The organism is Photobacterium sp. SP02, assembly GCF_038519165.1.
In the GTDB taxonomy this organism is placed as follows: Bacteria; Pseudomonadota; Gammaproteobacteria; order Enterobacterales; family Vibrionaceae; genus Photobacterium; species Photobacterium halotolerans.
In genome coordinates, this window is the sequence record NZ_JASJOJ010000005.1 from 40808 (window position 1) to 67612 (window position 26805).

Genomic DNA, 26805 nt, shown 5'->3' on the forward strand with positions numbered 1-26805 from the left:
AGACATTGCCTGGGCGCGAGCATTCTGTTTCGCGCCTCTTGCTTGTAAACCGATATCAGACGCCATATGAATCATTTCGAACTATTTGGCCTGCCTTTCCAGTTTGAACTGGACGGTAGCCTTCTTGCCACACGTTTCCGCGACCTGCAGCGACGTTTTCATCCGGATAACTTTGCTACAGCTTCTGAGCGCGATCGACTGATGGCCGTTCAAAAAGCTGCTCACATCAATGACGCATTCCAGACCCTGAAAAATCCGTTGACTCGTGCTGAGTATATGCTGGCGGAAAACGGCGTTGATATTCGCGCCGAGCAGCAGACCTTGCAGGATCCTGAATTTCTGATGCAGCAAATGGAACTGCGTGAAGCTTTGGAAGAGATCCCTTCCGCTGAGGACCCTGAGTCCGCCCTGTTTGATTTTGATCAGCAGGCAGTCAGTTTGCACAAAGCCCAACTCAGTGAGTTGAAACAATTGCTGGAAGCCGGCGAGTGGGAACCAGCAGCAGACGCAGTACGTAAACTCAAATTCATCGAAAAGCTGCGAGTCGAGGTCGAACGTCTGGAAGAGACGCTGTTCGACTGATTTTATTTACTTACCAGCTTAAAGCCCACAGGAAGGACAATGGCACTGTTACAGATTGCTGAACCTGGTCAAAGCGCTGCACCGCACGAACACAAACTGGCGGTGGGTATCGACTTGGGAACCACCAACTCTCTCGTTGCTGCTGTGCGTAGTGGCGTGGCTGAGACCCTGCCCGACGAGCAAGGCAAGTCAATTCTACCTTCTGTTGTTCATTATAATGAGCAAAGCATTCTCGTTGGCGACGAAGCCAAAAAACTGGCTCAGCAGGATCCTGCGAATACCATTATTTCCGTCAAACGCATGATGGGACGCTCGCTGACCGATATTCAGCAACGTTACCCTAATTTGCCTTATCAGTTTGAGGCATCAGAGTCAGGCTTACCGCAACTGCTGACCCGCCGCGGTAAGGTCAATCCGGTTCAGGTGTCTGCGGATATTCTGAAAACCCTGGCTGAGCGTGCGAAAGCGACCTTGGGCGGCGAACTGGAAGGTGTCGTGATTACGGTTCCTGCCTACTTTGACGATGCCCAGCGCGCCTGCACCAAAGATGCGGCGTCACTGGCCAACCTCAAGGTATTACGTTTACTGAACGAACCCACCGCAGCAGCCATTGCCTACGGTCTGGACTCGGGTCAGGAAGGTGTGATTGCCGTTTATGATCTTGGCGGCGGTACCTTTGATATCTCAATTTTACGTTTGTCTAAAGGCGTATTTGAAGTCCTGGCAACCGGTGGTGATACAGCACTGGGTGGCGATGACTTCGATCATCTGCTGGCGGAGTGGATTCTGGCCCAGAGTGGCCACAGTGACATCCTGACAGCCTCCGAGCGCCGTGCACTGCAGGATGTGGCCACAGACGCCAAAGTGGCTCTGACCGATTGCGACAGTGCTGAGATTGACGTGCTGGGCTGGCAGGGTCAAATTACCCGAACTCAGTTTGAAGCCCTGATTCAGCCGCTGGTGAAAAAGACGCTGATGTCTTGCCGCCGGGCGGTGAAAGATGCGGGTATCGCACTTGATGAAGTGATTGAAACCGTGATGGTCGGCGGCTCAACACGCGTACCATTGGTGCGTGAGATGGTGGGTGGATTCTTTGGCAAAACACCGCTGACATCGATTGACCCTGATAAAGTGGTCGCTATCGGTGCGGCAATCCAGGCCGATATTCTGGCCGGCAATAAACCCGATGCTGAGATGCTGCTGCTGGATGTGATTCCCTTGTCACTGGGCATTGAAACCATGGGCGGCATGATCGAAAAGATCATTCCCCGTAACACCACGATTCCGGTTGCCCGCGCGCAGGAATTCACCACCTTTAAAGACGGCCAGACGGCAATGTCTGTGCATGTGGTGCAAGGTGAGCGTGAAATGGTCGCAGACTGCCGTTCACTGGCCCGCTTTACCCTGCGTGGCATCCCTGCGATGGCCGCAGGCGCGGCACATGTACGCGTGACCTACCAGGTTGATGCGGATGGGCTGCTGTCGGTCACCGCGATGGAAAAAAGCTCTGGTGTGCAATCTTCCATTCAGGTCAAACCGTCTTACGGTTTGACGGATGACGAGATTGCCAACATGATTCGCGATTCGATGACACATGCTCGCGAAGATAAAGATGCCCGTGCACTGGCTGAGCAGCGCGTAGAGGCGGATCGGGTGCTGGAAGGGCTGATTGCGGCCTTGGCTGCCGATGGCGAGACACTGCTGTCGAAACAAGAGCGCGAAGCACTGGAAACCGCCATGATGGAGCTGGTTCAATTGCGTCAGGGGGAAGACCCGCGTGCGATTGAAGCCGGTATTAAGAAAACTGATAAAGCAAGCCAGGAATTTGCCGCACGCCGTATGGATAAATCCATTCGGGAGGCACTGGCCGGTCAATCGATTGATGAGGTTTAGGCATGCCTAAAATTGTTGTATTACCCCACGAAGAACTTTGCCCAGAGGGCGCTGTGCTGGATGCATCTAGTGGCGAAACTGTGCTGGATGTGGCACTGCGAAACGGCATTGGTATTGAGCATGCCTGCGAAAAGTCCTGTGCTTGCACAACCTGTCACGTCATTATCCGTGAAGGGTTTGATTCGCTGAACGAAAGTGAAGAGCTGGAAGATGACATGCTGGATAAGGCATGGGGCCTGGAACCTGAGTCTCGTCTGGGCTGTCAGGCCAGAGTGGCAGATGAAGATCTGGTGGTTGAAATTCCTCGTTACACCATCAATCTGGCCAGCGAAAACCATTAATCAGCAAGCCCGTTACCCTTTGGTGGCGGGCTTGCTACACTCTTAATACTTTCTGTTTGCAACAGGGGCAGGTGAATTATGGGACTGAAATGGATTGACTCCAGAGACATTGCCATTGCCTTGCTGGAAGAGCATCCGGACATTGACCCGCAAAGCATTCATTTTGTCGAGTTACGGGACTGGATTCTGGCGCTGGACGAGTTTGATGATGACCCAAACCACTGCGGGGAAAAAGTATTGGAAGCGGTGCAATTGTGCTGGATGGAAGAAAAGGACTGAGTCGATATTCGTTAATAGTCGATCATTCTCTTAATCTTGCGGCAAATGCCTTGTTTATTTGCTTATTTGACGGCAAGGTAAACCAATCGCTTTAATATGTGAGTGACAGCCAGCAAATTGCCTGCACTGACAAAACTAAATGGCGGACCAAAAGGTCCGCTTTGTTGTATTTTCGCATTGCTTAACTTGAAATTCCGCATTCATGCACCATAAACACAGTGAATTCAGTGTGACTGGATGCGAGCTATGGCCTATCAGGCACAGACAGCCGAAGGACAGAATCCGGCTTTCTGGAAGTCATAAGCATGCCGCCTGTACGAGCTGTGAGTGCTCGTTGGGCATATACTCAAGGAGTTTTACATGTCTTCTACTATGTCAGTATTTCTGACTCAGGACGCTGCTGCTGAGCAGTGGGGTGAGAATGCACTGGTGTCTTATACCGCCAACGGTGTTCAGATTCATGTGACTAACGACGATGTGCTGAATCTGATTCAGCGTGCCGGCCGGACTCTGGACGGTCAGGGTATCAAGCAAGTTACTCTGAGCGGTGAAGAATGGGATCTGGAAACCATCTGGTCTTTCATTCAGGGACACCGTAATGCCAAGCCGGGCAACAGTGTCAGCTGGCCTGAGCTGGATGATGAAGATGAAGCGGAACTGCAGGCGCGTCTGACCGCCACCAACTGGGTTCGCGATATTATCAACCAGAGTGCGGAAGTGGTGAACCCTTCGCATCTGGCCAACCGTGCCGGTGAGTTCATCAAATCTCTGGCCCCTGATCATGTCAGTTACAAAGTCATTAAAGGCAACGATCTTCTGGATGAAGGCTGGATCGGCATTCATACCGTTGGCCGTGGTTCAGAGCGCTCTCCTGCGATGCTCATTCTCGATTACAACCCTAGCGGTGACGCTGAAGCACCTGTTGCAGCGTGTCTGGTCGGTAAAGGCATTACCTTCGATTCCGGCGGCTACAGCATGAAGCCTTCTGAGGGCATGGCGGCGATGAAAGCTGACATGGGCGGCTCAGCAATGGCCACCGGCGGTCTGGCGCTGGCGATTGCCCGCGGCGTACAAAAGCGCATCAAGCTGATCTTGTGCTGTGCGGAAAACATGGTATCGGGTCGTGCCTTTAAACTGGGCGATATCATTACGTACAAAAATGGCAAGACGGTTGAAATCCTCAACACAGACGCTGAAGGCCGCCTGGTGCTGGCCGATGGTCTGATTTATGCCAGCGCGCAAAAACCGGGCCTGATCATTGACTGTGCGACCCTGACCGGCGCGGCGAAGAATGCCCTGGGTAATGACTACCATGCCTTGTTCAGTTTTGACCACAGCATGGCGCAGAAAGCGCTGATTGCCGCCAGTGAAGAGCACGAAGGTTTGTGGCCTTTGCCTCTGGGCGAGCATCACCGTCGTATGATGCCATCCAGCTTTGCTGATCTGGCCAACATTTCAACCGGCGATTTCATGCCGGGTGCCAGTACAGCGGCGGCTTTCCTGTCTTACTTTGTCGAAGACTATAAGCACGGCTGGCTGCACTTAGACTGCAGCGGCACCTACCGTAAATCGGCCAGCGATAAATGGGGCGTGGGCGCAACGGGCATGGGTGTGCGCACACTGGCGAACATTCTGGCCCAGGATTAATTTCTTTCTCCGGTCTATTTTTACGCACAACAGTTCACGCTGTTGTGCGTTTTCAACTTAGGGAACACAGATATGCTTACCGTATTACTTTGCGCAGAACCGAGTCAGGGTGCCTGGGGCGATAAAGCGTTGGTCTCCTACCAGCAGGACAGCGTGATCATTCATTATCAGGATGATTTTGTGCTGCGCCGCATTCAGCAGGCGGCCCGTCAGCTTTCTTCTCAGGGGGCGACTCAGGCCAGCCTGAGCGGCGAGGGTTGGAGCTACGAGCGCCAGTGGGCGTTTTATTGTGGCTTTGCCGCAACACGCAAATCGGTGGACGTGCAATGGGCTTCCCAGGATGAAGACGAGCTGGAATTGCTGAACGCACGCCGTCGCAGTGCAGACTGGGTACGTCAGGTTGTCAATGCGACGCCGGAAGACATGTACCCGGAAAAACTGGCGCAGGATGCGGTAGCCTTCCTGAAAAGCGTGGCCGGCGATAACATCAGCCATGAAGTACTGGTTGGCGACGAACTGCTGACCGAAGGCTGGATTGGTACGCACAGTGTCGGCCGCGCCAGCAGCCGTCCGCCTGTGATGCTGACGCTGGACTTTAACCCGACCGGGGATGCGGATGCGCCTGTGCATGCCTGCCTGGTCGGTAAAGGCATTACGTTCGACTCCGGCGGTTACAGCATCAAGTCCAGTGCCGGCATGGTGGCGATGAAATGCGACATGGGCGGGGCGGCAACAGTAACAGCTGCGCTGGCCTATGCCATTGAACAAGGCCTGAAAAAGCGCGTTAAACTGATCTTGTGCTGTGCCGAGAACATGGTCGCCGGTAATGCCTACAAGCTGGGCGATATTCTGACCTATAAGAATGGTCTGACGGTGGAAGTGGTCAATACCGATGCGGAAGGGCGTCTGGTACTGGCTGACGGCCTGATCAAAGCCGGTGAAATGAAGGCGCCGCTGATCATTGATGCCGCGACGCTGACCGGTGCAGCCATGATGGCTGTGGGTCAGGACTATAACGCCATTTTCTCCATGCAGCCTGAGCTGCTGCGCAAAGCACAGCAATTGTCTGAGCTGGTTAATGAGCCCGCATGGCCGTTACCGCTGCAAAAATGGCACCAGAATAATTGTCCGTCTGATTACGCTGACACCGCCAACAGCCGTGCTGTGAAAGGTGGCGGCATGGGCGGTGCTTCGAATGCTGCTGCTTTTTTGTCCCGTTTTGTCAGCGATGACAGCCGCTGGGTTCATTTCGACCTGGCTTCCTGCTTCCGTGACGGTGCTGATGCACGCTGGGCAGCGGGCGCGACGGGGCTTGGGGTGGCAAATATTGCCGCGTTGCTGTTACAGTAAGCGCTATGGGACAGGGAAACCTGCCTGCCAGAAGTGAACTGAGTATAAGGAATATAATAATGACAATTGAACGTACCTTCTCAATTGTAAAACCGGATGCAGTAGGCCGTAATCAGATCGGTGCAATTTATCATCGTTTGGAAAGCGCCGGTCTGACGATTGTGGCGGCGAAAATGCTGCGTTTAACCGAACAGCAGGCACAGGGGTTTTACGCTGAGCACGAAGGCAAGCCGTTTTACGCGCCGTTAATTGAATTCATGACGTCGGGCCCTGTGATGGTACAGGTACTGGAAGGCGACAATGCGATTACGCGCTACCGTGAGCTGATGGGGAAAACCAACCCGGAAGAAGCCGCGTGCGGGACACTGCGTGCCGATTACGCAGAAAGTACGCGCCTGAATGCCGTGCACGGCTCTGACAGCCCAGAGTCTGCCGCCCGTGAAATTGCGTATTTCTTTTCCGAGGATGAAATTTGTCCTCGTGACTGATTCATTATCTGCAAGCGGATACAACGGGAAGCCAAGGCTTCCCGTTTTTTTATCATTTTTATCTATTCAGGTTTGATGGAGGCGCCGGCTGGCGTCAGCTAAGCTGTAATCAGCTGCTTAGCTGACATTAGCAGCAAAAGTGGAAACACGCCGATAAAGTCTGTACAATTTCGCGCCTTGAATCTTCCCGCTATTTGGGGCCACCCTGGGTCAGCGTTTCCTGACATGCCGGGTGCAGGATCAGTCATTTTTTAGTGAGGCGACAACCGATGACGAATGCCAAAATCAATCTGCTGGATTTCGATCGCGAAGGACTGCGGCAGTATTTTGCCGAAGAGCTGGGCGAAAAAGCCTTCCGCGCGGATCAGATCATGAAGTGGATGTATCATTTCGGTTGCGATGACTTTGATCAAATGACCAACATCAATAAGAAGCTGCGCGAGAAACTCAAAGCCGTGGCTGAGATTCGTGCCCCTTATGTATCTGAAGCGCAGTACTCGGCAGACGGCACTATCAAGTGGGCCATGCGTGTCGGTGATCAGGATGTGGAAACTGTGTACATTCCTGATGATGACCGTGCCACTCTGTGCGTGTCTTCCCAGGTAGGCTGTGCGCTGGACTGTAAATTCTGCTCTACTGCACAGCAAGGGTTTAACCGTAACCTGAAAGTGTCAGAAATTATCGGTCAGGTATGGCGCGCGGCCAAAGAAATCGGTGTTGAGAAAGAAACGGGCCGTCGTCCTATCACTAACGTGGTTATGATGGGCATGGGTGAGCCCTTGCTGAACATGAAAAACCTGATTCCGTCACTGAAAATCATGCTCGATGATCTGGGTTTTGGTCTGTCGAAGCGCCGTGTCACTGTGTCAACATCAGGCGTAGTCTCTGGTCTTGAGCAGATGATAGGTAAGATAGATGTGGCACTGGCGATTTCTCTGCACGCCGGTAATGACCAGTTGCGCTCTGAAATCATGCCGATTAACGACAGGTACAATATCGAGACTTTCCTGGATGTGGTACGTCGCTATATCGCCTCCTCGAATGCCAACCGCGGCAAAGTCACAGTGGAATACATACTGCTGGATCATGTCAATGACGGTATGGAACACGCGCGGGAACTGGCACACACGCTGAAAGATACCCCGGCGAAAATTAACCTGATCCCTTTCAATCCGTATCCGGGTTCCCCTTATCGTAAGCCAAGCAATTCACGGATTGACCGCTTCATGAAAACACTGATGGAGTACGACTTCACTGTGACTGTGCGTAAAACACGTGGTGATGATATCGACGCCGCCTGCGGACAATTGGTTGGTGATGTGATTGACCGCACAAAACGCACTATGGCAAAACAAGCTAAAGGGAAACCAATCCCAGTAAAAGCGGTCTGATAACAATAACATAAAGCTCGAAATGGATGTGAGCAAGGAGTTGTTATGATACGCTGGACCCTGTATCCGATCACAAGCGGCTTTTTTGCCGCTTGTTTGCTAGTGGGCTGTGTAACCGTTGACCCGACAGCGAAGGAGCGCAGTGTGGATCCCATTGCGGTAGCGGATGCCAGAGTGACACTCGGACTCAGTTACCTTGAGCAAGGTCAGCGGCAGAGAGCACAGCAAAATTTACAGAAAGCCTTAGACGTTGCGCCGGATCACCCCAGAGCACAACTTGCCATGGCACATTATTACCAACAAGTGGGTGAAAACCGTTCAGCTGAAGCGCTCTATGTCCGAGCATTGCAATATTCCCCCAAAAATGGCGATGTGCTTAATAACTATGGTGTATTCTTGTGTAATGAAGCACGGTTTGATGAAGCAGATAACGCCTTTATGCGTGCTGTTTTACAGCCGGATTATTTTCAGGCTTCAGCGACATATGAAAATGCGGCTTTGTGCAGCATAAAACATGGTGATGCGACACAAGCTGCAGATTATTTCAGAAAAGCATTGGATCATGAGCCTTACCGTCCGCTGTCTATGTTGCAGCTGGCAAGACTGGAGTTGACTGGTGGTGATTACCAGCAGGCCGATGCCAGACTGGATGCATTCAGTCTGCGATACGGAGAGACTGCTGATAGTCTTGTTCTTAAAATTCAGTCGTCACGCCAGAGCGGTCGCCTTGATCGGGTGGAAAAATATGCCGAATTGTTGCGACAACAATTTCCTGATTCTCAGCAATATCAGAATTATCTAGCCAATGAATACTGAACAGAACGAAGAACGAGTAACGGAAGACGTCATTCGTCCCGGAGATATGCTACGCCAGGCGCGTGAGCAGCTTGGCTATTCTCAAAAGGATGTAGCGAGCCGACTGCGCTTGCGGATGTCTGTAATCGATGACATTGAAAACAACCGGTTTGATGAAGCTCAGATGGCCACCTTTACCCGTGGTTATGTCCGCTCGTATGCAAAATTTGTCGGTCTTGATGTTAACGAAGTACTGAACAAACTTGAAAGCATTGGTCAGGGGCAGCCGCAAGCCCAGACCATGCAAAGTTTTTCCCGTAAAACCAAGCGTGACAAACACGATAACCGTGTCATGGGCCTGACCTGGCTGCTGGGGGCTGTGATTGTCGGTATGACAGCAGCCTGGTGGTGGCAGACAGAGCAAAAAACGGAAACCCCGGTTATCTCTGAGCAAGTATCGCCAGCGAATCCGCCTCTAGATGAATCACTGGCCGGTACGGTCGATGACATGGCGGGAACGCTGAACACAGACGACGTGAGCGCGATTGCGGAAGGAGCAACGCAAGAAAGTCCCGCTGACGACTCATACAGCAATACTGCGGGTGGTGATGATTTACCGCTCAACACCTTCGATGAAGCCGCCAGCAATAGCGCCGGCGAGATGCCTGCGGGCAGTGTGATTGATGATGACGGCAATGTGCTGTTTGATGAAGCCAATGACTCACTGATTGCCGATGCAGCCCCGGTTGCGGAAGAAGCGCCGGCACCTGATCTGCAACTGACTTTTAACGGTGACTGCTGGATTGATATTCGTGATGCCAATGGCAAACAACTTGATACAGGTATCAAATCCAGCGGCGATGTTGTCTCTATTGAAGGACAGGCTCCGTTTAAGATAGTGCTCGGTGCGCCGAGTGTTGTTACAATGAGCTTCAAAGGTGAACCAGTTGATCTGAGCGGCTACCCGGCTGGCAGAGTCGCCAGGTTGAAGTTGCCGTTGTAAACAGAGAATGAAAGATGCATAACGAGTCTCCGATTAAACGTCGTCCTTCCACCCGAATTTATGTGGGTAAGGTGCCAATTGGTGATGGTGCACCGATTGCGGTGCAGTCAATGACCAACACCCGTACCACAGATGTGGCAGCGACAGTGGCACAAATCCGCGCACTGGAAAAAGTCGGTGCCGATATTGTCCGCGTTTCCGTGCCTACCATGGATGCGGCTGAAGCTTTTAAAGCGATCAAGCAACAGGTGAATCTGCCTTTGGTGGCCGATATTCATTTTGATTACCGAATTGCGTTGAAAGTGGCGGAGTATGGCGTGGACTGTCTGCGCATCAACCCGGGTAATATCGGTCGTGAAGATCGTATCCGTGCTGTGGTGGACTGTGCTCGCGACAACAATATCCCGATCCGAATCGGGGTAAACGGCGGCTCGCTGGAAAAAGATATTCAGCAGAAATACGGTGAACCAACACCTGATGCGCTGGTGGAATCGGCGATGCGTCATGTTGAGATCCTGGATCGGCTGAACTTTGATCAATTCAAAGTCAGTGTCAAAGCCTCCGACGTATTTCTGGCTGTGGAGTCGTACCGCAGGCTGGCAAAGCAAATCAAGCAACCTTTGCATTTGGGTATCACTGAAGCTGGGGGGGCGCGTGCCGGCGCGGTCAAATCTGCCGTTGGTCTGGGCATGCTGCTGGCTGAGGGGATTGGCGATACGCTGCGCATCTCTTTGGCCGCCGACCCCATCGAAGAAATTAAAGTCGGTTTTGATATCCTGAAATCTCTGCGTATTCGTTCCCGAGGCATTAATTTTATTGCCTGCCCAACCTGTTCACGTCAGGAATTTGATGTGATTGGCACAGTCAACGAGCTGGAACAGCGCCTGGAAGATATCACTATCCCGATGGACGTCTCTGTCATTGGCTGTGTGGTGAACGGGCCGGGCGAAGCAGAAGTGTCCCATATGGGCATTGCCGGCGGTAACCGCAAGAGTGCTTTCTATGAAGACGGTGTGCGCCAGAAAGAGCGTTTTGATAATGACAATGTGATCGATCAGCTGGAAACCAAGATCCGGGCCAAAGCGGCCATGATGGATCAGCGGAACCGGATTGACGTCATCGAAAAGTAAGCCTTTTCTGTCTGACTTACCCCGGAATCCTTCGGGGTAAGGTTCACAACGTCCTGCATAACTTATATATTCAGTTCTATTCATTCGAACTTAATCCCCATCGGTTAATTGAGAATCAACGTGGCGAAACAAATTCAAGCAATTCGAGGCATGAACGATTGCCTCCCAACTCAGTCTCCGCTTTGGCAGAAAGTGGAAAATACCGCGAAACAAGTCGTCAGCGCTTACGGTTACAGTGAAGTCCGTATGCCGATTGTCGAGATGACGCATTTGTTTAAGCGTGCCATCGGTGAAGTGACCGATGTGGTCGAAAAGGAAATGTATACCTTTGAAGACCGCAACGGTGACAGCCTGACACTGCGTCCTGAAGGGACGGCAGGTTGTGTGCGTGCCGGTATCGAAAACGGCCTGCTGTACAACCAGGAACAGCGCTTGTGGTATATGGGCCCCATGTTTCGCCATGAGCGTCCGCAGAAAGGCCGCTACCGCCAGTTCCATCAGTTTGGCGTGGAAGTGTTTGGCATTGAAGGGCCGGATGTTGATGCCGAGCTGATCATGATGACGGCACGTTTGTGGCGTGAACTGGGCATTGATCAGCATGTACGCCTGGAGCTGAACTCTATCGGTTCTTCTGAAGCCCGTGCTGCGTACCGCGACGCCTTGATAGCTTTCCTTGAGCAGCATCTTAATGTGCTCGATGAAGACAGCAAGCGCCGTATGTACACCAATCCTCTGCGTGTACTGGATACCAAAAATCAGGACATACAAGCGATTCTGACTGATGCCCCGAAGCTGTCTGACTATCTGGATGAGGATTCCAAGGCGCATTTTTCAGGTTTGTGTGAACTATTAGACGCTGCGGGTATCGAATACCAGGTAAATGAACGCCTTGTGCGTGGTTTAGATTATTATAACCGCACTGTTTTTGAGTGGATCACCGACAGCCTGGGTGCCCAGGGCACTGTATGTGGTGGTGGCCGCTATGACGGTATGGTTGAACAGCTGGGTGGCAAAGCGACCCAAGGCGTGGGCTTTGCTATGGGCCTGGAGCGTCTGGTACTGATGCTGGAAACCCTGGAGCTGACCGACGTTCGCCGCAGTGTGGATGTCTACGTCGTGACTGCCGGTGAAGGTACACTGATGGCAGGCATGAAGCTGGCGGAAACCCTGCGCGAAGCCGTACCGGGACTGAGAGTGATGAGTCACTTTGGTGGCGGTAACTTCAAGAAACAGTTTAAACGCGCAGATAATGTGGGTGCGATTGTTGCTCTGGTTCTGGGGGAGAACGAAATTGCAGAAGGTACTGTAGTTGTTAAGGATCTCCGTGGCGGTGAGCAGCAAACATTGGCTCAGGCAGAGGTTGCCGCTAAGCTGGCAGAATTGATTTAAGAGAGGACAGGACGTGGACGTCAATACCACAGAAGAGCAACAGATTGAATCCATCAAGGCATGGATGAAAGAGAACGGTAAAGCCGTTGTGCTTGGTGCCGTACTTGGCCTGGGCGGCCTGTATGGCTGGCGTTATTATCAGGGAGAGGTGCAGGCTGCTAAGGAACAGGCTTCTGAAGCTTATACTCAGACTGTACAGGCTCTGGACAGTGGCAGCGACGAGGCTATCAGTCAGGCCCAGACGTTTATCAATGATAACCCAAGCAGTCAGTATGCGGTGCTGGCTGCATTGCAACTGGCCAAAGTGCAGGTGGATAAAGGTGAACTGGACGCTGCTGCAGAGCAGTTAAACTGGGCTATCAGTCACACAGAGGATGTTGCTCTGTTGCCTGTGGCTCATACCCGACTGGCGCGTATTCTGGCGGCCCAGCAGTCTTACGACAATGCACTGGCGGAACTGGATAAAGTGAAAGCGGAAAGCTGGCAGGGTAAAGTGGCTGAACTGCGCGGTGATATTTTGCTGCAGAAAGGGGATAAATCAGGAGCTCGAGATGCTTATATCAGCGCGCAGCAACTGGGTGCATCTCCGGCACTGCAAATTAAACTTGACGACCTGGCCCAGTAAAGGCGACAGAGTATGCGAAAGCTATTGAAGCAAGCTGTAGCGCTCGCTGTCGCTATTGGTGTATTGAGCGGCTGTGCCAGTGAAGAAGAAGCGGTGCAAATGGCGCCTCTTCCTGCGGTTGAAAACCAGTTCACGCCTGTTCAGGACTGGACACGCAATATTGATGAAGGCGTACAGCATTATTACTCGCGTCTGTCTCCGGTGACGGGATACGGGAAGTTGTTTGTAGCCAGCCGTGAAGGCAAGGTGGAAGCCTTAGATCCGGCAACGGGTAAGAGCGTGTGGGAGCACGAGATTGCCGGCGGCGGCAATGCTAAGTTGTCTGGTGGCCTGACGGTGGCTTACAACAAAGTCTTTATCGGCAGTGAAAATGCTGAAGTCATTGCGCTGGATGCAGAAACCGGTGAGCAAGCCTGGCGTGTCGGTATTGATGGCGAAGTGCTGGCTAAACCACTGGCGGATGAAGGCCTGCTGTTGGTGAATACCAGCCGCGGCATTCTTCAGGCTTTAGATGCAGAAAGCGGGGCGTCTAAATGGCAAATCAGCAGTGAAGTGCCATCGTTGACGCTGCGGGGCGACAGCTCTCCTGTGTCTATCTCCGGCGGGGTATTCTGGGGGCAGGCCAACGGCCGGCTGGCGGGTGCTTTCATTCGTAACGGCCAGCTTTTGTGGCAACAGCCTATCGGCCAGCCGCAGGGAGCGACGGAAATTGATCGTCTGGTCGATGTCGATGCTGCACCTGTGATTGACGGTGACCGCCTGTATGCTGCCGGCTACAACGGTAATCTGGTATCCATCGATCTGCGTAGCGGCCAGCAAGTGTGGAAACGCAACTACTCTTCAGCCACTGACTTTGTGATCGACAGCGGCTTGCTGTTTCTGGTAACGGCAGAGGATCACCTGGTCGCCGTGGATATTCGCAGTGGCACAGAGCTGTGGCAAAATACTGAGCTGGCTCACCGCATCCTCAGTGCACCTTCTGTGATCAATGGGAAGTTAGTGCTGGGCGACAGCCTGGGCTATCTGCACTGGCTGGATACCCGCACGGGTGAGTTTCTTGCCCAGCAGCAAACGGATGGCAGCGGTATTGCTATCCCGCCGTTAGCGCTGTCAGATGGCTACCTGGTGGTGACCCGAGAAGGCAAATTGAGCAAAATGCATTTGCCTTAGTCACAGGCATATTCTGTGATAAGATTAACGCTTCGGCTCCTGTTTGTATTCACATCAGGGGCCGTTGTTATTCTACCCTTGACGTAGTGATTGTCGTTTGAGACAGACATTACTGTCATTAAGATGATGAAAAAGATAGAGGTAAACTCATTATGATTCCTGTAGTTGCCCTTGTCGGGCGCCCGAATGTGGGTAAATCGACGTTGTTTAACCGTCTTACCCGCACCCGGGATGCGCTGGTCGCTGACTTTCCTGGCCTAACCAGGGATCGTAAGTACGGTCGAGCAGAGCTCGAAGAGAACGAATTCATTGTCATCGACACCGGCGGTATTGATGGTTCCGAGGAAGGTGTCGAGACAAAAATGGCGGAGCAATCGCTGACCGCCATCGAAGAAGCAGACGTTGTGCTGTTTTTGGTTGATGGCCGTGCTGGCCTTACCGCTTCGGATGAAGCTATTGCCAAGCACCTTCGCAGCCGTCAGAAACCGACATTTTTAGTTGTGAACAAAATTGACGGTATCGATGCCGACAGCGCCTGTGCGGATTTCTGGCAGCTGGGCGTGGATGATATGTATCAGATCGCTGCCGCGCAGAACCGTGGTGTAACGGCACTGATGGAGCGTGCACTGGCGCCTTTCGTTGAAGAATGGAAAGCACGCCAGGCCGAGGAAGATGACGGCTTTGTCGATATCGAAAGCCTGGATTCCGCCGATGCCATCGAAAAGGCAAACCTGACAGAAGAAGATGCAGAAGCCGCCTATAAGCGACTGCAGGAACAACCTATCAAACTGGCGATTATCGGTCGCCCGAATGTGGGTAAATCGACTCTGACTAACCGGATTCTCGGTGAAGAGCGTGTTGTTGTTTACGACATGCCCGGCACCACGCGTGACTCCATTTACATTCCGATGGAGCGGGACGGTCAGGAGTACGTGCTGATTGATACCGCAGGTGTGCGTCGCCGCAAGAACATGAATGAAGCGGTAGAGAAATTCTCGGTTATCCAGACACTGAAAGCGGTTGAAGATGCCAACGTAGTGCTGCTGATCATCGATGCCCGTGAAAATATTTCGGATCAGGATTTGAGCCTGCTTGGCTTTGCGCTCAATTCCGGTCGTTCGCTGGTTATCGCAGTGAACAAGTGGGATGGATTGGATAACGAAGTCAAAGAGCGGGTGAAATCAGAGCTTGATCGCCGGCTTGGCTTTGTCGATTTTGCTCGCATCCACTTTATCTCTGCCTTGCACGGCACGGGTGTGGGCCATTTGTACGAATCTGTGAAGGAAGCGTACCAGTCGGCGACTAAGCGTATCAGTACCTCCCTGCTGACCCGTATTATGCAAATGGCACAGGATGACCACCAGCCGCCTATGATCCGCGGCCGCCGGGTGAAACTGAAATATGCCCACGCAGGGGGTTATAATCCGCCCATCGTTGTGGTGCATGGTAATCAGGTCAACGACCTGCCGGGTTCCTATAAACGTTATCTGATGAACTACTTCCGTAAGACACTGGACATGATGGGGACACCGATCCGGATTCACTTCCATAACAGTGATAACCCATTTGGTAATGAGAAACGTCAGAAGCTGACTGTCTCTCAGGAGCGGCAGCGTAAACGTCTGACTAATGCCCTGAAGAACAGGGACCGCAACCAGTAAACCCCCAGACCCGGCTGATTAAGCCGGGTTTTTTTTGATCATAGAAAACCGGCTGAGGATCATGTTGTCGGGGGGAAGGGATCGATGAGCGAAGATTATCCTGTTGGCAGACTTGTTTTTGATCGTATCACTATGACGCTAATCCCCTGTAAATACAGCACTGACAGCCGAGTAAGCGATCTGATTTCGAATTTCCATATATGCTGGATCTTATCAAAATCGAATGGCGATTTAGATTTTTATGCTGTTTAAAATTCATATACAGAACATGTAACTTATGCTTTCGGGAACTGTATTGATAAATGTTCTTTTTGGAGGTGATCGCTGATCAGCCGGGACTTTGTCGTTGATCAAGCCACTGTTGCCGATCTCTGCTATTGATACACTTAAGCCGATTACACTGTTCTGCATACCCAGGAGCGTGCGATATGTCTCAACCACTTTGTCCGCAATGCCGGCTCAATCTTGTCTGGCAGTATCAAGGCTATTTTTGTCCTCACTGCGAACGTCGGGCGATAAAACATGCCACTTGTCACGATTGCGGACACCCGTTAGAAAGCCTCAATGCGTGTGGCGCCACCAGCTATTTCTGTGCGCACTGCAATGAACTCAAGTCAAAGTCCCAAGCCTTGATCACTTATACTCTGGCAGATAAAACCACGGAGTGAGCTGTTACTAGCAGTGCGAAAGCCGATCTGTGACGGGTTTTCTCACTTTTTACGGTATGAACCATACTCATCTATAGCCAATTCCACTTCTTTGATTTATTCTCATTTGCTAATAATTATCATTTATTAAGATCAGGAAAAGGATTCCGGTATGGATAAGCAGCGTCCGCTGCTGACGGTAGACAAGCTGTCAGTATCATTCACCATGGAGACAGGCATTGTTGATGCGGTAAAGCAAATCAGCTTTAGTGTGGATACAGGCCAGACTCTGGCACTGGTAGGGGAGTCGGGTTCAGGTAAATCCGTCACTTCTGGCGCTGTTATGGGGCTGCTGCCTAAAAATGCCTGGGTCGATCCCGACAGCCAGATTCATTTTCAGGGAACCGATTTATTATCGCTGCCGGAAAACGTGTTGCGGGGCTACCGAGGTGGCAAGATAGCCATGATCTTTCAGGAGCCTATGACTTCACTCAATCCCTATATGCCGATTGGGGAGCAAGTGGCTGAAGCGATCCGCTGTCACCGCGATGTCACGCGAAAAGAAGCGATGGAAGAAACGCTGGCGCTCTTTGAGCGGGTACAGCTTCCTGAGCCGCGCAAGCGGCTTCGTCACTATCCTCATGAATTCTCCGGCGGGCAGCTGCAGCGGATCATGATTGCGATGGCGCTGGCGAATAAGCCCGACCTGCTGATTGCGGATGAGCCGACCACAGCACTGGATGTCACAGTACAGGCGGAGGTGCTGTCGTTACTTAAAGAAATCCAGGCTGAGATGGGAATGGCTATTCTGTTCATCACCCATGACCTTGGTGTGGTGCGCCATTTTGCTGATGATGTGGTGGTGATGTGTAAAGGGGAAGTGGTTGAGGCCGGTCATGTTGACAAGGTCTTTCATGCACCAGAGCATCCGTACACCAAAATGCTGCTCGACGCTGAGCCTAAGCCGGGCGAGCTGAGCGATAAGCATCACGCCCCCGTTATCTTAGACGCCCAGGATATCAAAGTCAGCTATGTGCTGAAGTCGAACTGGCTGGGCCAGCCGATCGAACATCTGGATGCGGTGAAGGGCATCAGTCTGACATTGCGGCAGGGAGAAACGCTGGGAATCGTTGGTGAATCCGGTTCGGGGAAATCCACGCTCGGCCGCGCTCTGATGCAGTTGCTGCCGTTTAGCGGCACTGTCAGCTTTGATGGCAGGAAACTGGGCGACATGAGTGCCAGAGAGCGTTTTGAACTCAAGCGTCACATGCAGATGGTCTTTCAGGACCCCTATGGATCACTGTCACCCCGGATGACCATTGGTGAGATCATCACTGAGCCTCTGACTGTTTTTACTCAAATGACAAAAAGTGAGCGCATCCAGAAAGCGCGAAAAGCGCTGGATGAGGTACGCATGGATCCCGCCAGCATCAATCGCTATCCGCATGAGTTTTCCGGCGGTCAGCGACAGCGGATTGCGATTGCCCGCGCCTTGGTTTCTGAGCCTAAGTTTATTCTGCTGGATGAACCGACATCGGCGTTAGACCGCTCGGTACAGCTTACCGTGCTGGAGTTGCTCAAAGACATTCAGCGTCGCCATAACATTGGTTATGTGTTTATCAGCCATGATCTGGCCGTTGTGCGTGCCATTTCAGACCATGTGATGGTAATGCAGCGTGGTGAGGTGGTCGAGCAGGGCACGCCTGAGCAGATTTTTGACCACCCGCAGCAGGCGTATACCCAACGTCTGATCAGCGCCTGCATGTTGGTGGAAGACGCTGCCTGACAGGATGAGCGGCGACGCTAGTCGCTGACGATGGAGCGTATATTGCCATCGGCCAGCGTGGTTTGCAGTGTATCACCGGTGTTAACCTGGCGGGTACTGCGGATCACCTGGCCGTTCTCGTCACGGGTAATGGAATAGCCCCGGGCCAGTGTCGCCAGCGGGCTGACGGCATCGAGTTTTTCAGTCGCCAGAGCAAGCTGGTGACTGGCTTTAACAAGCCGGCGGTCCATGGCATTGAGTAAACGACGCTGGTTGGTGGCAAGCTGAGTACTTAACCGTTCCAGCTGATGGGCCGGTGAATGCAGTGCCAGTTTATAATCACTGCGGTGCAGGTGCTGCTGACGCTCAGATATCTGCTTGCGCATCGCCCGCTCCAGACGGCTGCGCAGCTCATCCAGGCGTTGGCTTTGCTGGTTAAGTTGTACTTGCGGATGCTGGCGATCCAGCCTGTGCTGCCAGCGAACGAGCTGGCTTTGCCTGACGGACAGATAGTGCCGCATCGCATGCCGCAGTTGTTGCTGGTGCTGATGGATTTTCTGCATCTGTGCGCTGAGATCGCGGCTGACCAGTTCGGCGGCGGCGGAAGGTGTGGGCGCCCGCATGTCGGCGACAAAATCTGCGATCGTCACATCCACTTCATGACCGACTGCACTGATAATGGGGATCTGGCTGGCAGCTATAGTGCGGGCCACAATTTCCTCGTTAAAGGCCCATAAATCTTCCAGTGAGCCGCCGCCACGTCCCACAATCAGCACATCACATTCCTGACGTGTGTTGGCGCGGCCTATGGCCTGCGCAATCGAGATAGCGGCGCCTTCGCCCTGCACCATAGTGGGGTAGATAACGACGGGCAAACTGGGATCCCGGCGCTTGAGCACCTGGAGAATATCGTGCAGCGCAGCCCCGGTTTTTGAGGTGATAATGCCCACCCGTTTAGGTTGTTCCGGCAGCGTTTTTTTCAGCGTCTGGGCAAACAATCCTTCTGCTGCCAGCTGCATTTTCAGTTTTTCGAACTGCTGCTGCAGACGGCCATCCCCTTCGGGCTGCATGCTGTCGATAATCAGCTGATAATCGCCCCGTGGCTCGTAGAGCGACAGCCGCGCTTTCACTAACACCTGGTTGCCGTTCGCCGGGCGAAAGGTGACACGCTGGTTGTTGCCCCGGAACATGGCGCATTTAACCTGTGCCCGCGCGTCTTTCAGGGTGAAATACCAGTGACCGGACACCGGCGCTGAAAAGTTAGACAATTCCCCGACCAGCCAGACAACCCCCATTTCATTCTCAAGCAAAAGGCGAACCTGAGCATTCAGACTGGACACTGTATAGATACGCGAATTCTGGGATGAGGCAGTACTGTAAAGACTCACGACAAGGAAACCTGTGGTTGCAGGACATTAATTCAGAAGAGGATGGTGCACGATTTTGATAGCAGTATCAAATGAATGTAGCCGCAAGGAAGGCTGAAAAGTGTACAGGCGCAGAAAGGCCCTGAACTACGGCCCGCAGCTTGGTCACTTAAACCGGAATATATTACGTATCAACGGAAAAGTGTCAATAAAAAAGATTTAATTTTTTCTAGCCAAACGTTTGCTTCGTACGTATAATTTGTTCGCAATATTTTATCCCTTCTTTAAAACCTTACATGGTGTGAGATATTGCGATGTTACGTATCAAACAAGAAGCTTTGACCTTTGACGATGTCCTGCTAGTTCCGGCACATTCGACTGTTCTTCCTAACACTGCCGATCTGCGCACCCGTCTGACCAAGACCATTACTCTGAATATCCCTATGGTATCTGCCTCCATGGATACAGTAACGGAAGGCCGACTGGCAATTGCGTTGGCCCAGGAAGGGGGAATTGGCTTTATTCACAAGAATATGTCAATTGAGCAACAGGCACGTGAAGTGCGCATGGTGAAGAAATTTGAAGCCGGTGTCGTGCAGGAGCCGGTGACGGTGAAGCCTTACCAAACCATTTCTGATGTGAAACGTCTGACGGAAGAAAACGGCTTTGCCGGTTTCCCTGTTGTAGATGACAACCACGCGCTGGTGGGTATCATTACCGGCCGGGATATCCGTTTCGTGACCGATCTGACACAGAAAGTAGAAAGCGTGATGACCTCGAAAGAGCGTCTCGCCTCTGTGACGGAAGGTGCTTCCCGTGAAGAAGTCGAAGCCGTAATGCAAGCGCATCGCGTCGAGAAAGTGCTGGTCGTCAATGACCAGTTCCAGCTTAAAGGCATGATCACTGCCAAAGACTTCCAGAAAGCCGAACGTAAGCCGAATGCCTGTAAAGATGAGCAGGGCCGTCTGCGCGTGGGCGCTGCAGTTGGCGCAGGTGCCGGTAACGAAGAGCGCGTGAAAGCGCTGGTAGAAGCCGGTGTCGATGTGCTGCTGATTGACTCGTCTCACGGTCACTCTGAAGGTGTACTGCAGCGTATCCGAGAAACCCGTGCGGCATTCCCTGAGCTGCCGATTGTCGGCGGTAACGTGGCGACGGCAGAAGGTGCGCGTGCCCTGATCGAAGCCGGTGTCAGTGCAGTGAAAGTGGGTATTGGCCCGGGCTCCATCTGTACAACCCGTATCGTAACCGGCGTGGGTGTACCTCAAATTACGGCGATTGCTGATGCAGCGGCTGTCGCTAATGAATATGATATTCCTGTGATTGCCGACGGCGGTATCCGTTTCTCCGGTGACATGTGTAAAGCCATTGCAGCGGGCGCATCCTGCGTTATGGTCGGCTCTATGTTTGCCGGTACTGATGAAGCGCCGGGTGAAGTGGAGTTGTACCAGGGCCGTGCCTACAAATCATACCGTGGTATGGGCTCTCTGGGTGCGATGTCTAAAGGGTCTTCTGACCGTTACTTCCAGACGGACAATGCGGCTGACAAACTGGTACCTGAAGGTATTGAAGGGCGTGTCGCTTATAAAGGTCACCTGAAAGAAATCGTACACCAGCAAATGGGCGGCCTGCGCTCAAGCATGGGGCTGACCGGCTCGCCAACGATTGAAGACCTGCGCACCAAAGCGGAATTTGTCCGCATCTCAGGTGCGGGTATGCAAGAGTCGCACGTTCACGATGTGACTATCACCAAAGAAGCGCCTAACTACCGTATGGGCTCATAACACACGGACTGGACCGGTTGCTGAGGCAGCCGGTCTGCGTTAATCCGACGATTTTTCCTGGGGTGGTGAGCCGCCCCTTTTGATTGCAATTGATATTTGAGACTGCCCGAATGACCACAAATATTCATGATCAACGTATTCTTATCCTGGACTTCGGTTCCCAATACACACAGCTGATCGCGCGTCGTATCCGTGAAATCGGTGTGTACTGCGAACTGTGGAGCTGGGATGTGGAAGAGGCGGATATCCGCGATTTCAATCCTAACGGTATTATCCTGTCTGGTGGTCCGGAGAGTGTTGCGGCAGAGAATTCACCTCGCGCCCCTCAGTATGTGTTTGAAGCTGGTGTGCCTGTTCTGGGTGTGTGTTACGGCATGCAGACCATGGCTGAGCAACTGGGCGGAAAAGTGGCCGGTTCTCACGTGCGTGAGTTTGGTTATGCGCAGGTTGAAGTGATTGAGCCAACGGCGCTGCTGAAAAATATTGAAGACGCTGTGGCAGAAGACGGTAACGCCCTGCTGGACGTCTGGATGAGCCACGGTGACAAAGTAGTCGAAATCCCTGCTGATTTCGTGAAAGTTGCCGCCACTGAGACCTGCCCGTACGCTGCGATGGCGAACGAAGAGAAACACTTCTACGGCGTGCAGTTCCACCCGGAAGTGACGCATACCCGTCAGGGGCTGCGTCTGCTGGAAAACTTTGTTCTCAACATCTGTGGCTGTGAGAAACTATGGACGCCATCTACCATCATTGATGACGCTATTGCCCGCATCAAGGAGCAGGTGGGTGACGATGAAGTGATCCTGGGCCTGTCCGGCGGTGTTGATTCATCGGTTGTGGCTATGTTGATCCACCGTGCCATCGGTGACAAGCTGACCTGTGTGTTTGTTGATAACGGTCTGCTGCGTCTGAACGAAGGTGAGCAGGTGATGGAAATGTTCGGCGATCACTTTGGTCTGAACATTGTGCATGTCAAAGCAGAGCAGCGTTTCCTGTCGGCACTGGCCGGCGAAGCGGATCCGGAAGCCAAGCGTAAGATCATCGGTCACGTGTTCGTTGACGTGTTCGATGAAGAATCGAAAAAACTGCAGAACGCTAAGTGGCTGGCACAGGGCACTATCTACCCTGATGTGATCGAGTCTGCGGCGTCGAAAACCGGCAAAGCACATGTCATCAAGTCGCACCACAACGTCGGTGGTCTGCCGGAAGATATGGCTATGGGTCTGGTTGAGCCGCTCAAAGAGCTGTTCAAAGACGAAGTCCGTAAAATCGGCCTGGAGCTGGGTCTGCCGTACAACATGCTGTATCGCCACCCGTTCCCTGGACCAGGTCTGGGTGTGCGTGTGCTGGGCGAAGTGAAGAAAGAGTATTGTGATCTGCTGCGCCGTGCGGATGCTATCTTCATTGAAGAGCTGCACAAAGCGGATCTGTACAACAAAGTCTCTCAGGCCTTTACTGTCTTCCTGCCAGTACGTTCTGTCGGTGTAATGGGCGATGGCCGTAAGTACGACTGGGTGGTATCGCTGCGCGCAGTTGAAACCATCGACTTCATGACCGCACACTGGGCACACCTGCCATACGATTTCCTGGGTAAGGTATCCAACCGCATCATCAACGAAGTGGACGGTATCTCCCGCGTGGTTTACGACATTTCAGGTAAACCACCAGCGACGATTGAGTGGGAATAATTTTCCTTATTCAAATACAGTCATAATTATTGAAGAAAGGCGCCTGCAAGGCGCCTTTTTCTTTTTCATGTCATCAGGAATACCTTCATATTTATCGCGGTTTAACAAACTTTAAATAAATCACCGTTTGGTTATTTATTCTGATTGTTTGATTTTTTGGTTTCTTTTTGTGCTTCACTATGAATCATTAATGGTTTTACTGACTTGTATCGATGGGGTAGTCTTTAGCGATTTTTATACTCATTCGATTTAATAAGGAAGTACGACTATGAGTGAAGCCTTGAGTCCTGGCCAAAAATCGCGGGGCATTATCGCGTTCATTGAACGCGCCGGGCAGAAAATCCCCGATCCTGTGGTGATTTTCATGTTCTTGTTCGCCGTTGTGCTGGTGCTGACCAGTCTGATTGGCGGTATGCAGTTTGACGTGATGGGGGCTGACGGTGGTGCAGTCACACACAGTATTAAGAATATGCTGGATACTGAGCATGTCCGTTGGCTGTTCGATAATGCATTGCTGCAGAACTGGCTGGCGTTTGGGCGCGGTGTGCTGGGCGTCATTCTGATTGTGATGCTGGCGGTGGGCATTGCAGAACATTCCGGATTACTGGCCGCGTTGATCAAGAAAGTCGGCCTGCACATCAGTGATCGCTGGCTGCCTTATATGGTCGTGTTCCTGGGCATCATGTCATCCGTTGCCAGCGATGCCGGTTATCTGGTGCTGATCCCGCTGGCTGGCCTTTTGTATGCCGGGTTGGGCAAGAACCCTTTGATTGGTATGGCCGCGGCATTTGCCGGTGTGTCGGCGGGTTTTAGTGCGAACCTGATCCCTGCGACGCCTTCTGATGTCATCCTGGGTGTCAATGCCCGTATTTTTGCCGAATCGCAGGGTGTGCCATTTACCACGGCCAGCGGTGAGCCACTTAACCCTGCCACCATGCATTATTACTTTATCGTTGTCTCGACGATTATGCTGACCCTGGTTGGCGCCTGGGTGACCAAACGTTTTGTGGCCCCGCGCTTGTCTGCCATGAGCTATGAGCTGCCGGATGATCTCAAACTGGATGATTTCAAGCTGACGGCGCAAGAACAAAAAGGGTTGCGGATGGCGGGATTGGGGCTGCTTGCGGCTCTGCTGGGTATTTATCTGCTGGCGACAGGCCCGCTGGCTCCCTATACCAATGCTGCTGGCCGGGAAATTACGCCATACCTGGACAATGTCATTCTGCTGATTTCGTTTGTGTTTGTTGTGGTGGGCCTTTGTTATGGGGTGACTACCCGCAAGTTCAGGTCGATGCAAGATGTCGTCAAAGCCATGGTCAAGCAGATGAATACCATGGGCTATATTCTGGTGCTGACTTTCTTCTGCTATAACTTTTTGGCTATGCTCAGTTACTCCGGCCTTGGCACTTATGTGACGTATCTGGGCGCGACTTTCTTAGGCGCACTGGGGCTGCAGTCATTCCCGGTTGCGCTGATTATCGGTTTTATCCTGACCACGGCTTTCATCAACCTGTTCGTGGGCGGCATGACGTCGAAATGGATGCTGTTGGGGCCGATCTTTGTGCCCATGCTGTATCAGGTGAACCCGGATATGACCCCTGATTTGGTGACCGCCGCTTACCGTGTTGCCGATTCTTCAACCAATATTATTACCCCTATGATGACCTATGCCGGTGTTGTGCTGGCCTTTATGCGCAAATATAAACCTGAACTGAAATTCGGGGATGTGATTAGCATGATGGTGCCTTACTCGGCGGCTTTCCTGCTGATGTGGACAGTTGTGCTGGTGATTTTCTTTGCCTTTGGTCTGCCCCTGGGCTTCTGATCAGATACAAGTGCTTGTCAGATACTACAGCGCCCGGTACCTGCCGGGCGTTGTGCGATATAACGTTTGTTGCTGACATTGTCCGGCTTCATGCCATGGTCCCGGTTCAGTAGTGAATCACAGAACGTATGCTCTTACCCTGATGCATCAGCTCAAAGGCCTGGTTGATATCATCCAGCGGCATGGTATGTGTGATGAAATCGTGCAGCTGAAATTCACCCTGAAGGTAACGCTCTACGATATCGGGCAGCTGGGTACGGCCTTTGACGCCGCCAAAGGCGGTGCCGCGCCAGACCCGTCCTGTGACCAGCTGAAAAGGCCGGGTGGAGATTTCCTGGCCTGCACCGGCAACCCCGATGATAACCGACTCACCCCAGCCTTTGTGGCAGCACTCCAGTGCTGAGCGCATGACGTTGACATTGCCGATACACTCAAAAGAAAAATCGACGCCGCCATCTGTCATCTCAATGATGACCTCCTGGATCGGCTTGTCGTGATCTTTGGGATTCACACAGTCGGTGGCGCCCAGTTTTTTAGCCAGAGCAAACTTATGCTCATTGATATCAATACCAATAATGCGGGATGCCCCGGCCATGGTGGCGCCTATGATGGCGGACAGGCCAATACCGCCTAAGCCGAAAATGGCGACTGTATTGCCTTTGTGCACTTTCGCTGTATTGAGCACGGCCCCCATCCCGGTTGTGACCCCGCAGCCGAGCAGGCAGATTTCTTCCAGCGGGGCGGCCGGATTCACTTTCGCCACTGAAATTTCAGGCAGCACAGTGTATTCAGAGAAGGTTGAGCAGCCCATGTAGTGATAAATCGGCTCGCCATTGAGGGAGAAACGTGTGGTGCCGTCCGGCATCAGCCCTCTGCCCTGAGTGTCGCGAATTTTCTGGCACAGATTGGTTTTGCCCGACAGACAGAATTTACACTCCCCGCATTCCGGGGTGTAGAGAGGGATAACATGGTCGCCCACTTGCACTGTGGTGACCCCGGCCCCGATTTTCTCAACAATGCCGCCCCCTTCGTGGCCGAGAATGGCGGGGAAAATCCCTTCCGGATCCTCTCCCGACAGGGTAAACGCATCGGTATGGCAGACGCCTGAGGCGACGATACGCACCAGTACCTCACCGGCTTTGGGGAGCTGGACATCGACTTCTTCTATCGTCAGGGGCTGATTCGGTCCCCAGGCGATGGCGGCCCGGGATTTAATAGTGTCCATGATGGTGGTCTCTCAGCAGCGGTAACTATTCATATAAAGTAGGAGAGATTTAGCCATTGTGCCCACTGCGGGGCGGGTCGCTGTCATCATGACGCCGAGGCACTGGAGAGGAGGCGGCGCTTGGCTTATAATCCTCCGCCCAAACCTTGTGAGATCAGAGACCCCGTGGTGAGTGACATCAACAGTCAGGATGAATTTTTTATGCGGCGTGCCATTGAACTGGCAAGTCTGGCTGAAGCCGAAGGTGAAGTTCCTGTCGGCGCCGTTGCTGTACTCAATGGCCGGGTGATCGGCGAAGGCTGGAACCGTTCTATCGGCCAACATGATGCCACGGCACACGCAGAAATCATGGCGCTGCGTCAGGCCGGAAAAGTATGCAGCAATTACCGCCTGCTGGATGTGGTGCTGTATGTCACCCTGGAACCTTGCCCTATGTGCGCCGCGGCCATGGTGCACAGCCGCATCGGCCGGGTCGTTTTCGGCGCGCCGGATCCGAAAACCGGGGCCGCGGGCAGTGTGATGAACCTGCTCAGTTATTCAGGGGTGAATCACCATGTGGCGTTTCAGGGCGGGGTGCTCGATGCCGAATGCCGCCAGCAGCTGCAGGCCTTTTTTAAACGCCGCCGTGCCGAGAAAAAAGCCCTGAGGCAGCAGGCCGCTCAGGCACCCGCCACAACTCAGGACAGCCACAAAAAAGACCCATAAAAAACGGGTGGCAATGCCTGCCACCCGTTTCGTTCGTTCTGTCACTCCCTGTTACGGC

The 26805-nt window shown here is 52.7% G+C and carries 23 protein-coding genes; 21 read left to right on the plus strand and 2 right to left on the minus strand.

Going from position 1 to position 26805, the window contains the following annotated elements; genetic code table 11:
* The first annotated feature begins 66 nt into the window (after window positions 1-66).
* The 17 genes from hscB to P0Y67_RS03670 all read left to right on the plus strand — a co-directional run bounded on the left by hscB (window position 67) and on the right by P0Y67_RS03670 (window position 18177).
* Window positions 67-582: a co-chaperone HscB gene (gene hscB, locus P0Y67_RS03590; protein ID WP_120511499.1), complete on the plus strand. Its 516-nt coding sequence runs from the start codon at window positions 67-69 to the stop codon at window positions 580-582.
* 39 nt (window positions 583-621) lie between these two features.
* Entirely contained in the window at window positions 622-2475 is a 1854-nt protein-coding gene (gene hscA, locus P0Y67_RS03595; RefSeq protein WP_342390772.1) for a Fe-S protein assembly chaperone HscA, read from the plus strand.
* 2 nt (window positions 2476-2477) lie between these two features.
* Window positions 2478-2816 carry an ISC system 2Fe-2S type ferredoxin gene (fdx, locus tag P0Y67_RS03600; protein ID WP_027252958.1) on the plus strand — a complete coding sequence of 113 codons (339 nt, stop codon included), beginning with the start codon at window positions 2478-2480 and terminating at the stop codon, window positions 2814-2816.
* A 78-nt stretch (window positions 2817-2894) separates the two neighbouring features.
* Window positions 2895-3095: a Fe-S cluster assembly protein IscX gene (gene iscX / locus P0Y67_RS03605; RefSeq protein WP_342390773.1), complete on the plus strand. Its 201-nt coding sequence runs from the start codon at window positions 2895-2897 to the stop codon at window positions 3093-3095.
* Window positions 3096-3455: 360 nt separating this feature from the next.
* Window positions 3456-4742: an aminopeptidase PepB gene (pepB, locus tag P0Y67_RS03610; RefSeq protein WP_120511496.1), complete on the plus strand. Its 1287-nt coding sequence runs from the start codon at window positions 3456-3458 to the stop codon at window positions 4740-4742.
* A 72-nt stretch (window positions 4743-4814) separates the two neighbouring features.
* Entirely contained in the window at window positions 4815-6092 is a 1278-nt protein-coding gene (gene pepB, locus P0Y67_RS03615) for an aminopeptidase PepB (protein WP_342390774.1), read from the plus strand.
* 59 nt (window positions 6093-6151) lie between these two features.
* Window positions 6152-6580, plus strand: coding sequence for a nucleoside-diphosphate kinase (ndk, locus tag P0Y67_RS03620; protein WP_027252954.1), 429 nt, complete (start codon window positions 6152-6154; stop codon window positions 6578-6580).
* A 269-nt stretch (window positions 6581-6849) separates the two neighbouring features.
* On the plus strand, window positions 6850-7971 hold the full coding sequence (locus P0Y67_RS03625; RefSeq protein WP_342390775.1) for a bifunctional tRNA (adenosine(37)-C2)-methyltransferase TrmG/ribosomal RNA large subunit methyltransferase RlmN: 1122 nt from the start codon (window positions 6850-6852) through the stop codon (window positions 7969-7971).
* A 45-nt stretch (window positions 7972-8016) separates the two neighbouring features.
* Window positions 8017-8787 carry a type IV pilus biogenesis/stability protein PilW gene (gene pilW, locus P0Y67_RS03630; protein ID WP_218382772.1) on the plus strand — a complete coding sequence of 257 codons (771 nt, stop codon included), beginning with the start codon at window positions 8017-8019 and terminating at the stop codon, window positions 8785-8787.
* Entirely contained in the window at window positions 8777-9769 is a 993-nt protein-coding gene (rodZ, locus tag P0Y67_RS03635; protein ID WP_342390776.1) for a cytoskeleton protein RodZ, read from the plus strand. Before pilW ends, rodZ begins: the two co-directional genes overlap by 11 nt.
* 14 nt (window positions 9770-9783) lie before the next feature.
* Window positions 9784-10899, plus strand: a complete 1116-nt coding sequence (gene ispG / locus P0Y67_RS03640; protein ID WP_337114140.1) for a flavodoxin-dependent (E)-4-hydroxy-3-methylbut-2-enyl-diphosphate synthase — start codon at window positions 9784-9786, stop codon at window positions 10897-10899.
* A gap of 120 nt (window positions 10900-11019) precedes the next feature.
* The gene (hisS, locus tag P0Y67_RS03645; protein ID WP_342390777.1) at window positions 11020-12288 is read left to right on the plus strand and encodes a histidine--tRNA ligase; all 1269 of its coding nucleotides are present in this window, start codon (window positions 11020-11022) and stop codon (window positions 12286-12288) included.
* 13 nt (window positions 12289-12301) lie between these two features.
* The gene (locus P0Y67_RS03650) at window positions 12302-12913 is read left to right on the plus strand and encodes a YfgM family protein (RefSeq protein WP_342390778.1); all 612 of its coding nucleotides are present in this window, start codon (window positions 12302-12304) and stop codon (window positions 12911-12913) included.
* A gap of 12 nt (window positions 12914-12925) precedes the next feature.
* Complete coding sequence (gene bamB / locus P0Y67_RS03655; protein WP_342390779.1) at window positions 12926-14083, plus strand: outer membrane protein assembly factor BamB; 1158 nt, start codon at window positions 12926-12928, stop codon at window positions 14081-14083.
* A gap of 152 nt (window positions 14084-14235) precedes the next feature.
* A complete protein-coding gene (gene der / locus P0Y67_RS03660; protein WP_337114136.1) occupies window positions 14236-15744 on the plus strand; it encodes a ribosome biogenesis GTPase Der in 1509 nt (502 codons plus the stop codon).
* Between the two features lie 428 nt (window positions 15745-16172).
* On the plus strand, window positions 16173-16412 hold the full coding sequence (locus P0Y67_RS03665) for a zinc ribbon domain-containing protein (protein ID WP_342390780.1): 240 nt from the start codon (window positions 16173-16175) through the stop codon (window positions 16410-16412).
* Window positions 16413-16563: 151 nt separating this feature from the next.
* Window positions 16564-18177, plus strand: a complete 1614-nt coding sequence (locus P0Y67_RS03670; protein ID WP_342390781.1) for an ABC transporter ATP-binding protein — start codon at window positions 16564-16566, stop codon at window positions 18175-18177.
* A 17-nt stretch (window positions 18178-18194) separates the two neighbouring features.
* On the opposite strand, the gene xseA is transcribed toward P0Y67_RS03670, so the two are convergent.
* Window positions 18195-19544, minus strand: coding sequence for an exodeoxyribonuclease VII large subunit (xseA, locus tag P0Y67_RS03675; RefSeq protein WP_342390782.1), 1350 nt, complete (start codon window positions 19542-19544; stop codon window positions 18195-18197).
* Between the two features lie 293 nt (window positions 19545-19837).
* On the opposite strand from xseA, the gene guaB reads away from it, so the two are divergent.
* The 3 genes from guaB to P0Y67_RS03690 all read left to right on the plus strand — a co-directional run bounded on the left by guaB (window position 19838) and on the right by P0Y67_RS03690 (window position 24817).
* On the plus strand, window positions 19838-21304 hold the full coding sequence (gene guaB, locus P0Y67_RS03680) for an IMP dehydrogenase (protein ID WP_192016999.1): 1467 nt from the start codon (window positions 19838-19840) through the stop codon (window positions 21302-21304).
* Between the two features lie 110 nt (window positions 21305-21414).
* A complete protein-coding gene (gene guaA, locus P0Y67_RS03685) occupies window positions 21415-22992 on the plus strand; it encodes a glutamine-hydrolyzing GMP synthase (protein ID WP_342390783.1) in 1578 nt (525 codons plus the stop codon).
* Between the two features lie 268 nt (window positions 22993-23260).
* Window positions 23261-24817, plus strand: a complete 1557-nt coding sequence (locus P0Y67_RS03690; RefSeq protein WP_342390784.1) for an AbgT family transporter — start codon at window positions 23261-23263, stop codon at window positions 24815-24817.
* A 106-nt stretch (window positions 24818-24923) separates the two neighbouring features.
* On the opposite strand, the gene P0Y67_RS03695 is transcribed toward P0Y67_RS03690, so the two are convergent.
* Complete coding sequence (locus tag P0Y67_RS03695; RefSeq protein WP_342390785.1) at window positions 24924-26042, minus strand: S-(hydroxymethyl)glutathione dehydrogenase/class III alcohol dehydrogenase; 1119 nt, start codon at window positions 26040-26042, stop codon at window positions 24924-24926.
* A gap of 168 nt (window positions 26043-26210) precedes the next feature.
* On the opposite strand from P0Y67_RS03695, the gene tadA reads away from it, so the two are divergent.
* A complete protein-coding gene (gene tadA / locus P0Y67_RS03700) occupies window positions 26211-26747 on the plus strand; it encodes a tRNA adenosine(34) deaminase TadA (RefSeq protein ID WP_342390853.1) in 537 nt (178 codons plus the stop codon).
* The last annotated feature ends 58 nt before the right edge of the window (window positions 26748-26805 follow it).

Excerpts from the sequence above, each read along its gene's own strand:
- hscB (WP_120511499.1), top strand. The coding sequence starts at position 67 with ATGAATCATTTCGAACTATTTGGCCTGCCTTTCCAGTTTGAACTGGAC.
- hscA (WP_342390772.1), top strand. The coding sequence starts at position 622 with ATGGCACTGTTACAGATTGCTGAACCTGGTCAAAGCGCTGCACCGCAC.
- fdx (WP_027252958.1), top strand. The coding sequence starts at position 2,478 with ATGCCTAAAATTGTTGTATTACCCCACGAAGAACTTTGCCCAGAGGGC.
- iscX (WP_342390773.1), top strand. The coding sequence starts at position 2,895 with ATGGGACTGAAATGGATTGACTCCAGAGACATTGCCATTGCCTTGCTG.
- pepB (WP_120511496.1), top strand. The coding sequence starts at position 3,456 with ATGTCTTCTACTATGTCAGTATTTCTGACTCAGGACGCTGCTGCTGAG.
- pepB (WP_342390774.1), top strand. The coding sequence starts at position 4,815 with ATGCTTACCGTATTACTTTGCGCAGAACCGAGTCAGGGTGCCTGGGGC.
- ndk (WP_027252954.1), top strand. The coding sequence starts at position 6,152 with ATGACAATTGAACGTACCTTCTCAATTGTAAAACCGGATGCAGTAGGC.
- P0Y67_RS03625 (WP_342390775.1), top strand. The coding sequence starts at position 6,850 with ATGACGAATGCCAAAATCAATCTGCTGGATTTCGATCGCGAAGGACTG.
- pilW (WP_218382772.1), top strand. The coding sequence starts at position 8,017 with ATGATACGCTGGACCCTGTATCCGATCACAAGCGGCTTTTTTGCCGCT.
- rodZ (WP_342390776.1), top strand. The coding sequence starts at position 8,777 with ATGAATACTGAACAGAACGAAGAACGAGTAACGGAAGACGTCATTCGT.
- ispG (WP_337114140.1), top strand. The coding sequence starts at position 9,784 with ATGCATAACGAGTCTCCGATTAAACGTCGTCCTTCCACCCGAATTTAT.
- bamB (WP_342390779.1), top strand. The coding sequence starts at position 12,926 with ATGCGAAAGCTATTGAAGCAAGCTGTAGCGCTCGCTGTCGCTATTGGT.
- der (WP_337114136.1), top strand. The coding sequence starts at position 14,236 with ATGATTCCTGTAGTTGCCCTTGTCGGGCGCCCGAATGTGGGTAAATCG.
- P0Y67_RS03665 (WP_342390780.1), top strand. The coding sequence starts at position 16,173 with ATGTCTCAACCACTTTGTCCGCAATGCCGGCTCAATCTTGTCTGGCAG.
- P0Y67_RS03670 (WP_342390781.1), top strand. The coding sequence starts at position 16,564 with ATGGATAAGCAGCGTCCGCTGCTGACGGTAGACAAGCTGTCAGTATCA.
- guaB (WP_192016999.1), top strand. The coding sequence starts at position 19,838 with ATGTTACGTATCAAACAAGAAGCTTTGACCTTTGACGATGTCCTGCTA.
- guaA (WP_342390783.1), top strand. The coding sequence starts at position 21,415 with ATGACCACAAATATTCATGATCAACGTATTCTTATCCTGGACTTCGGT.
- P0Y67_RS03690 (WP_342390784.1), top strand. The coding sequence starts at position 23,261 with ATGAGTGAAGCCTTGAGTCCTGGCCAAAAATCGCGGGGCATTATCGCG.
- P0Y67_RS03695 (WP_342390785.1), bottom strand. The coding sequence starts at position 26,042 with ATGGACACTATTAAATCCCGGGCCGCCATCGCCTGGGGACCGAATCAG.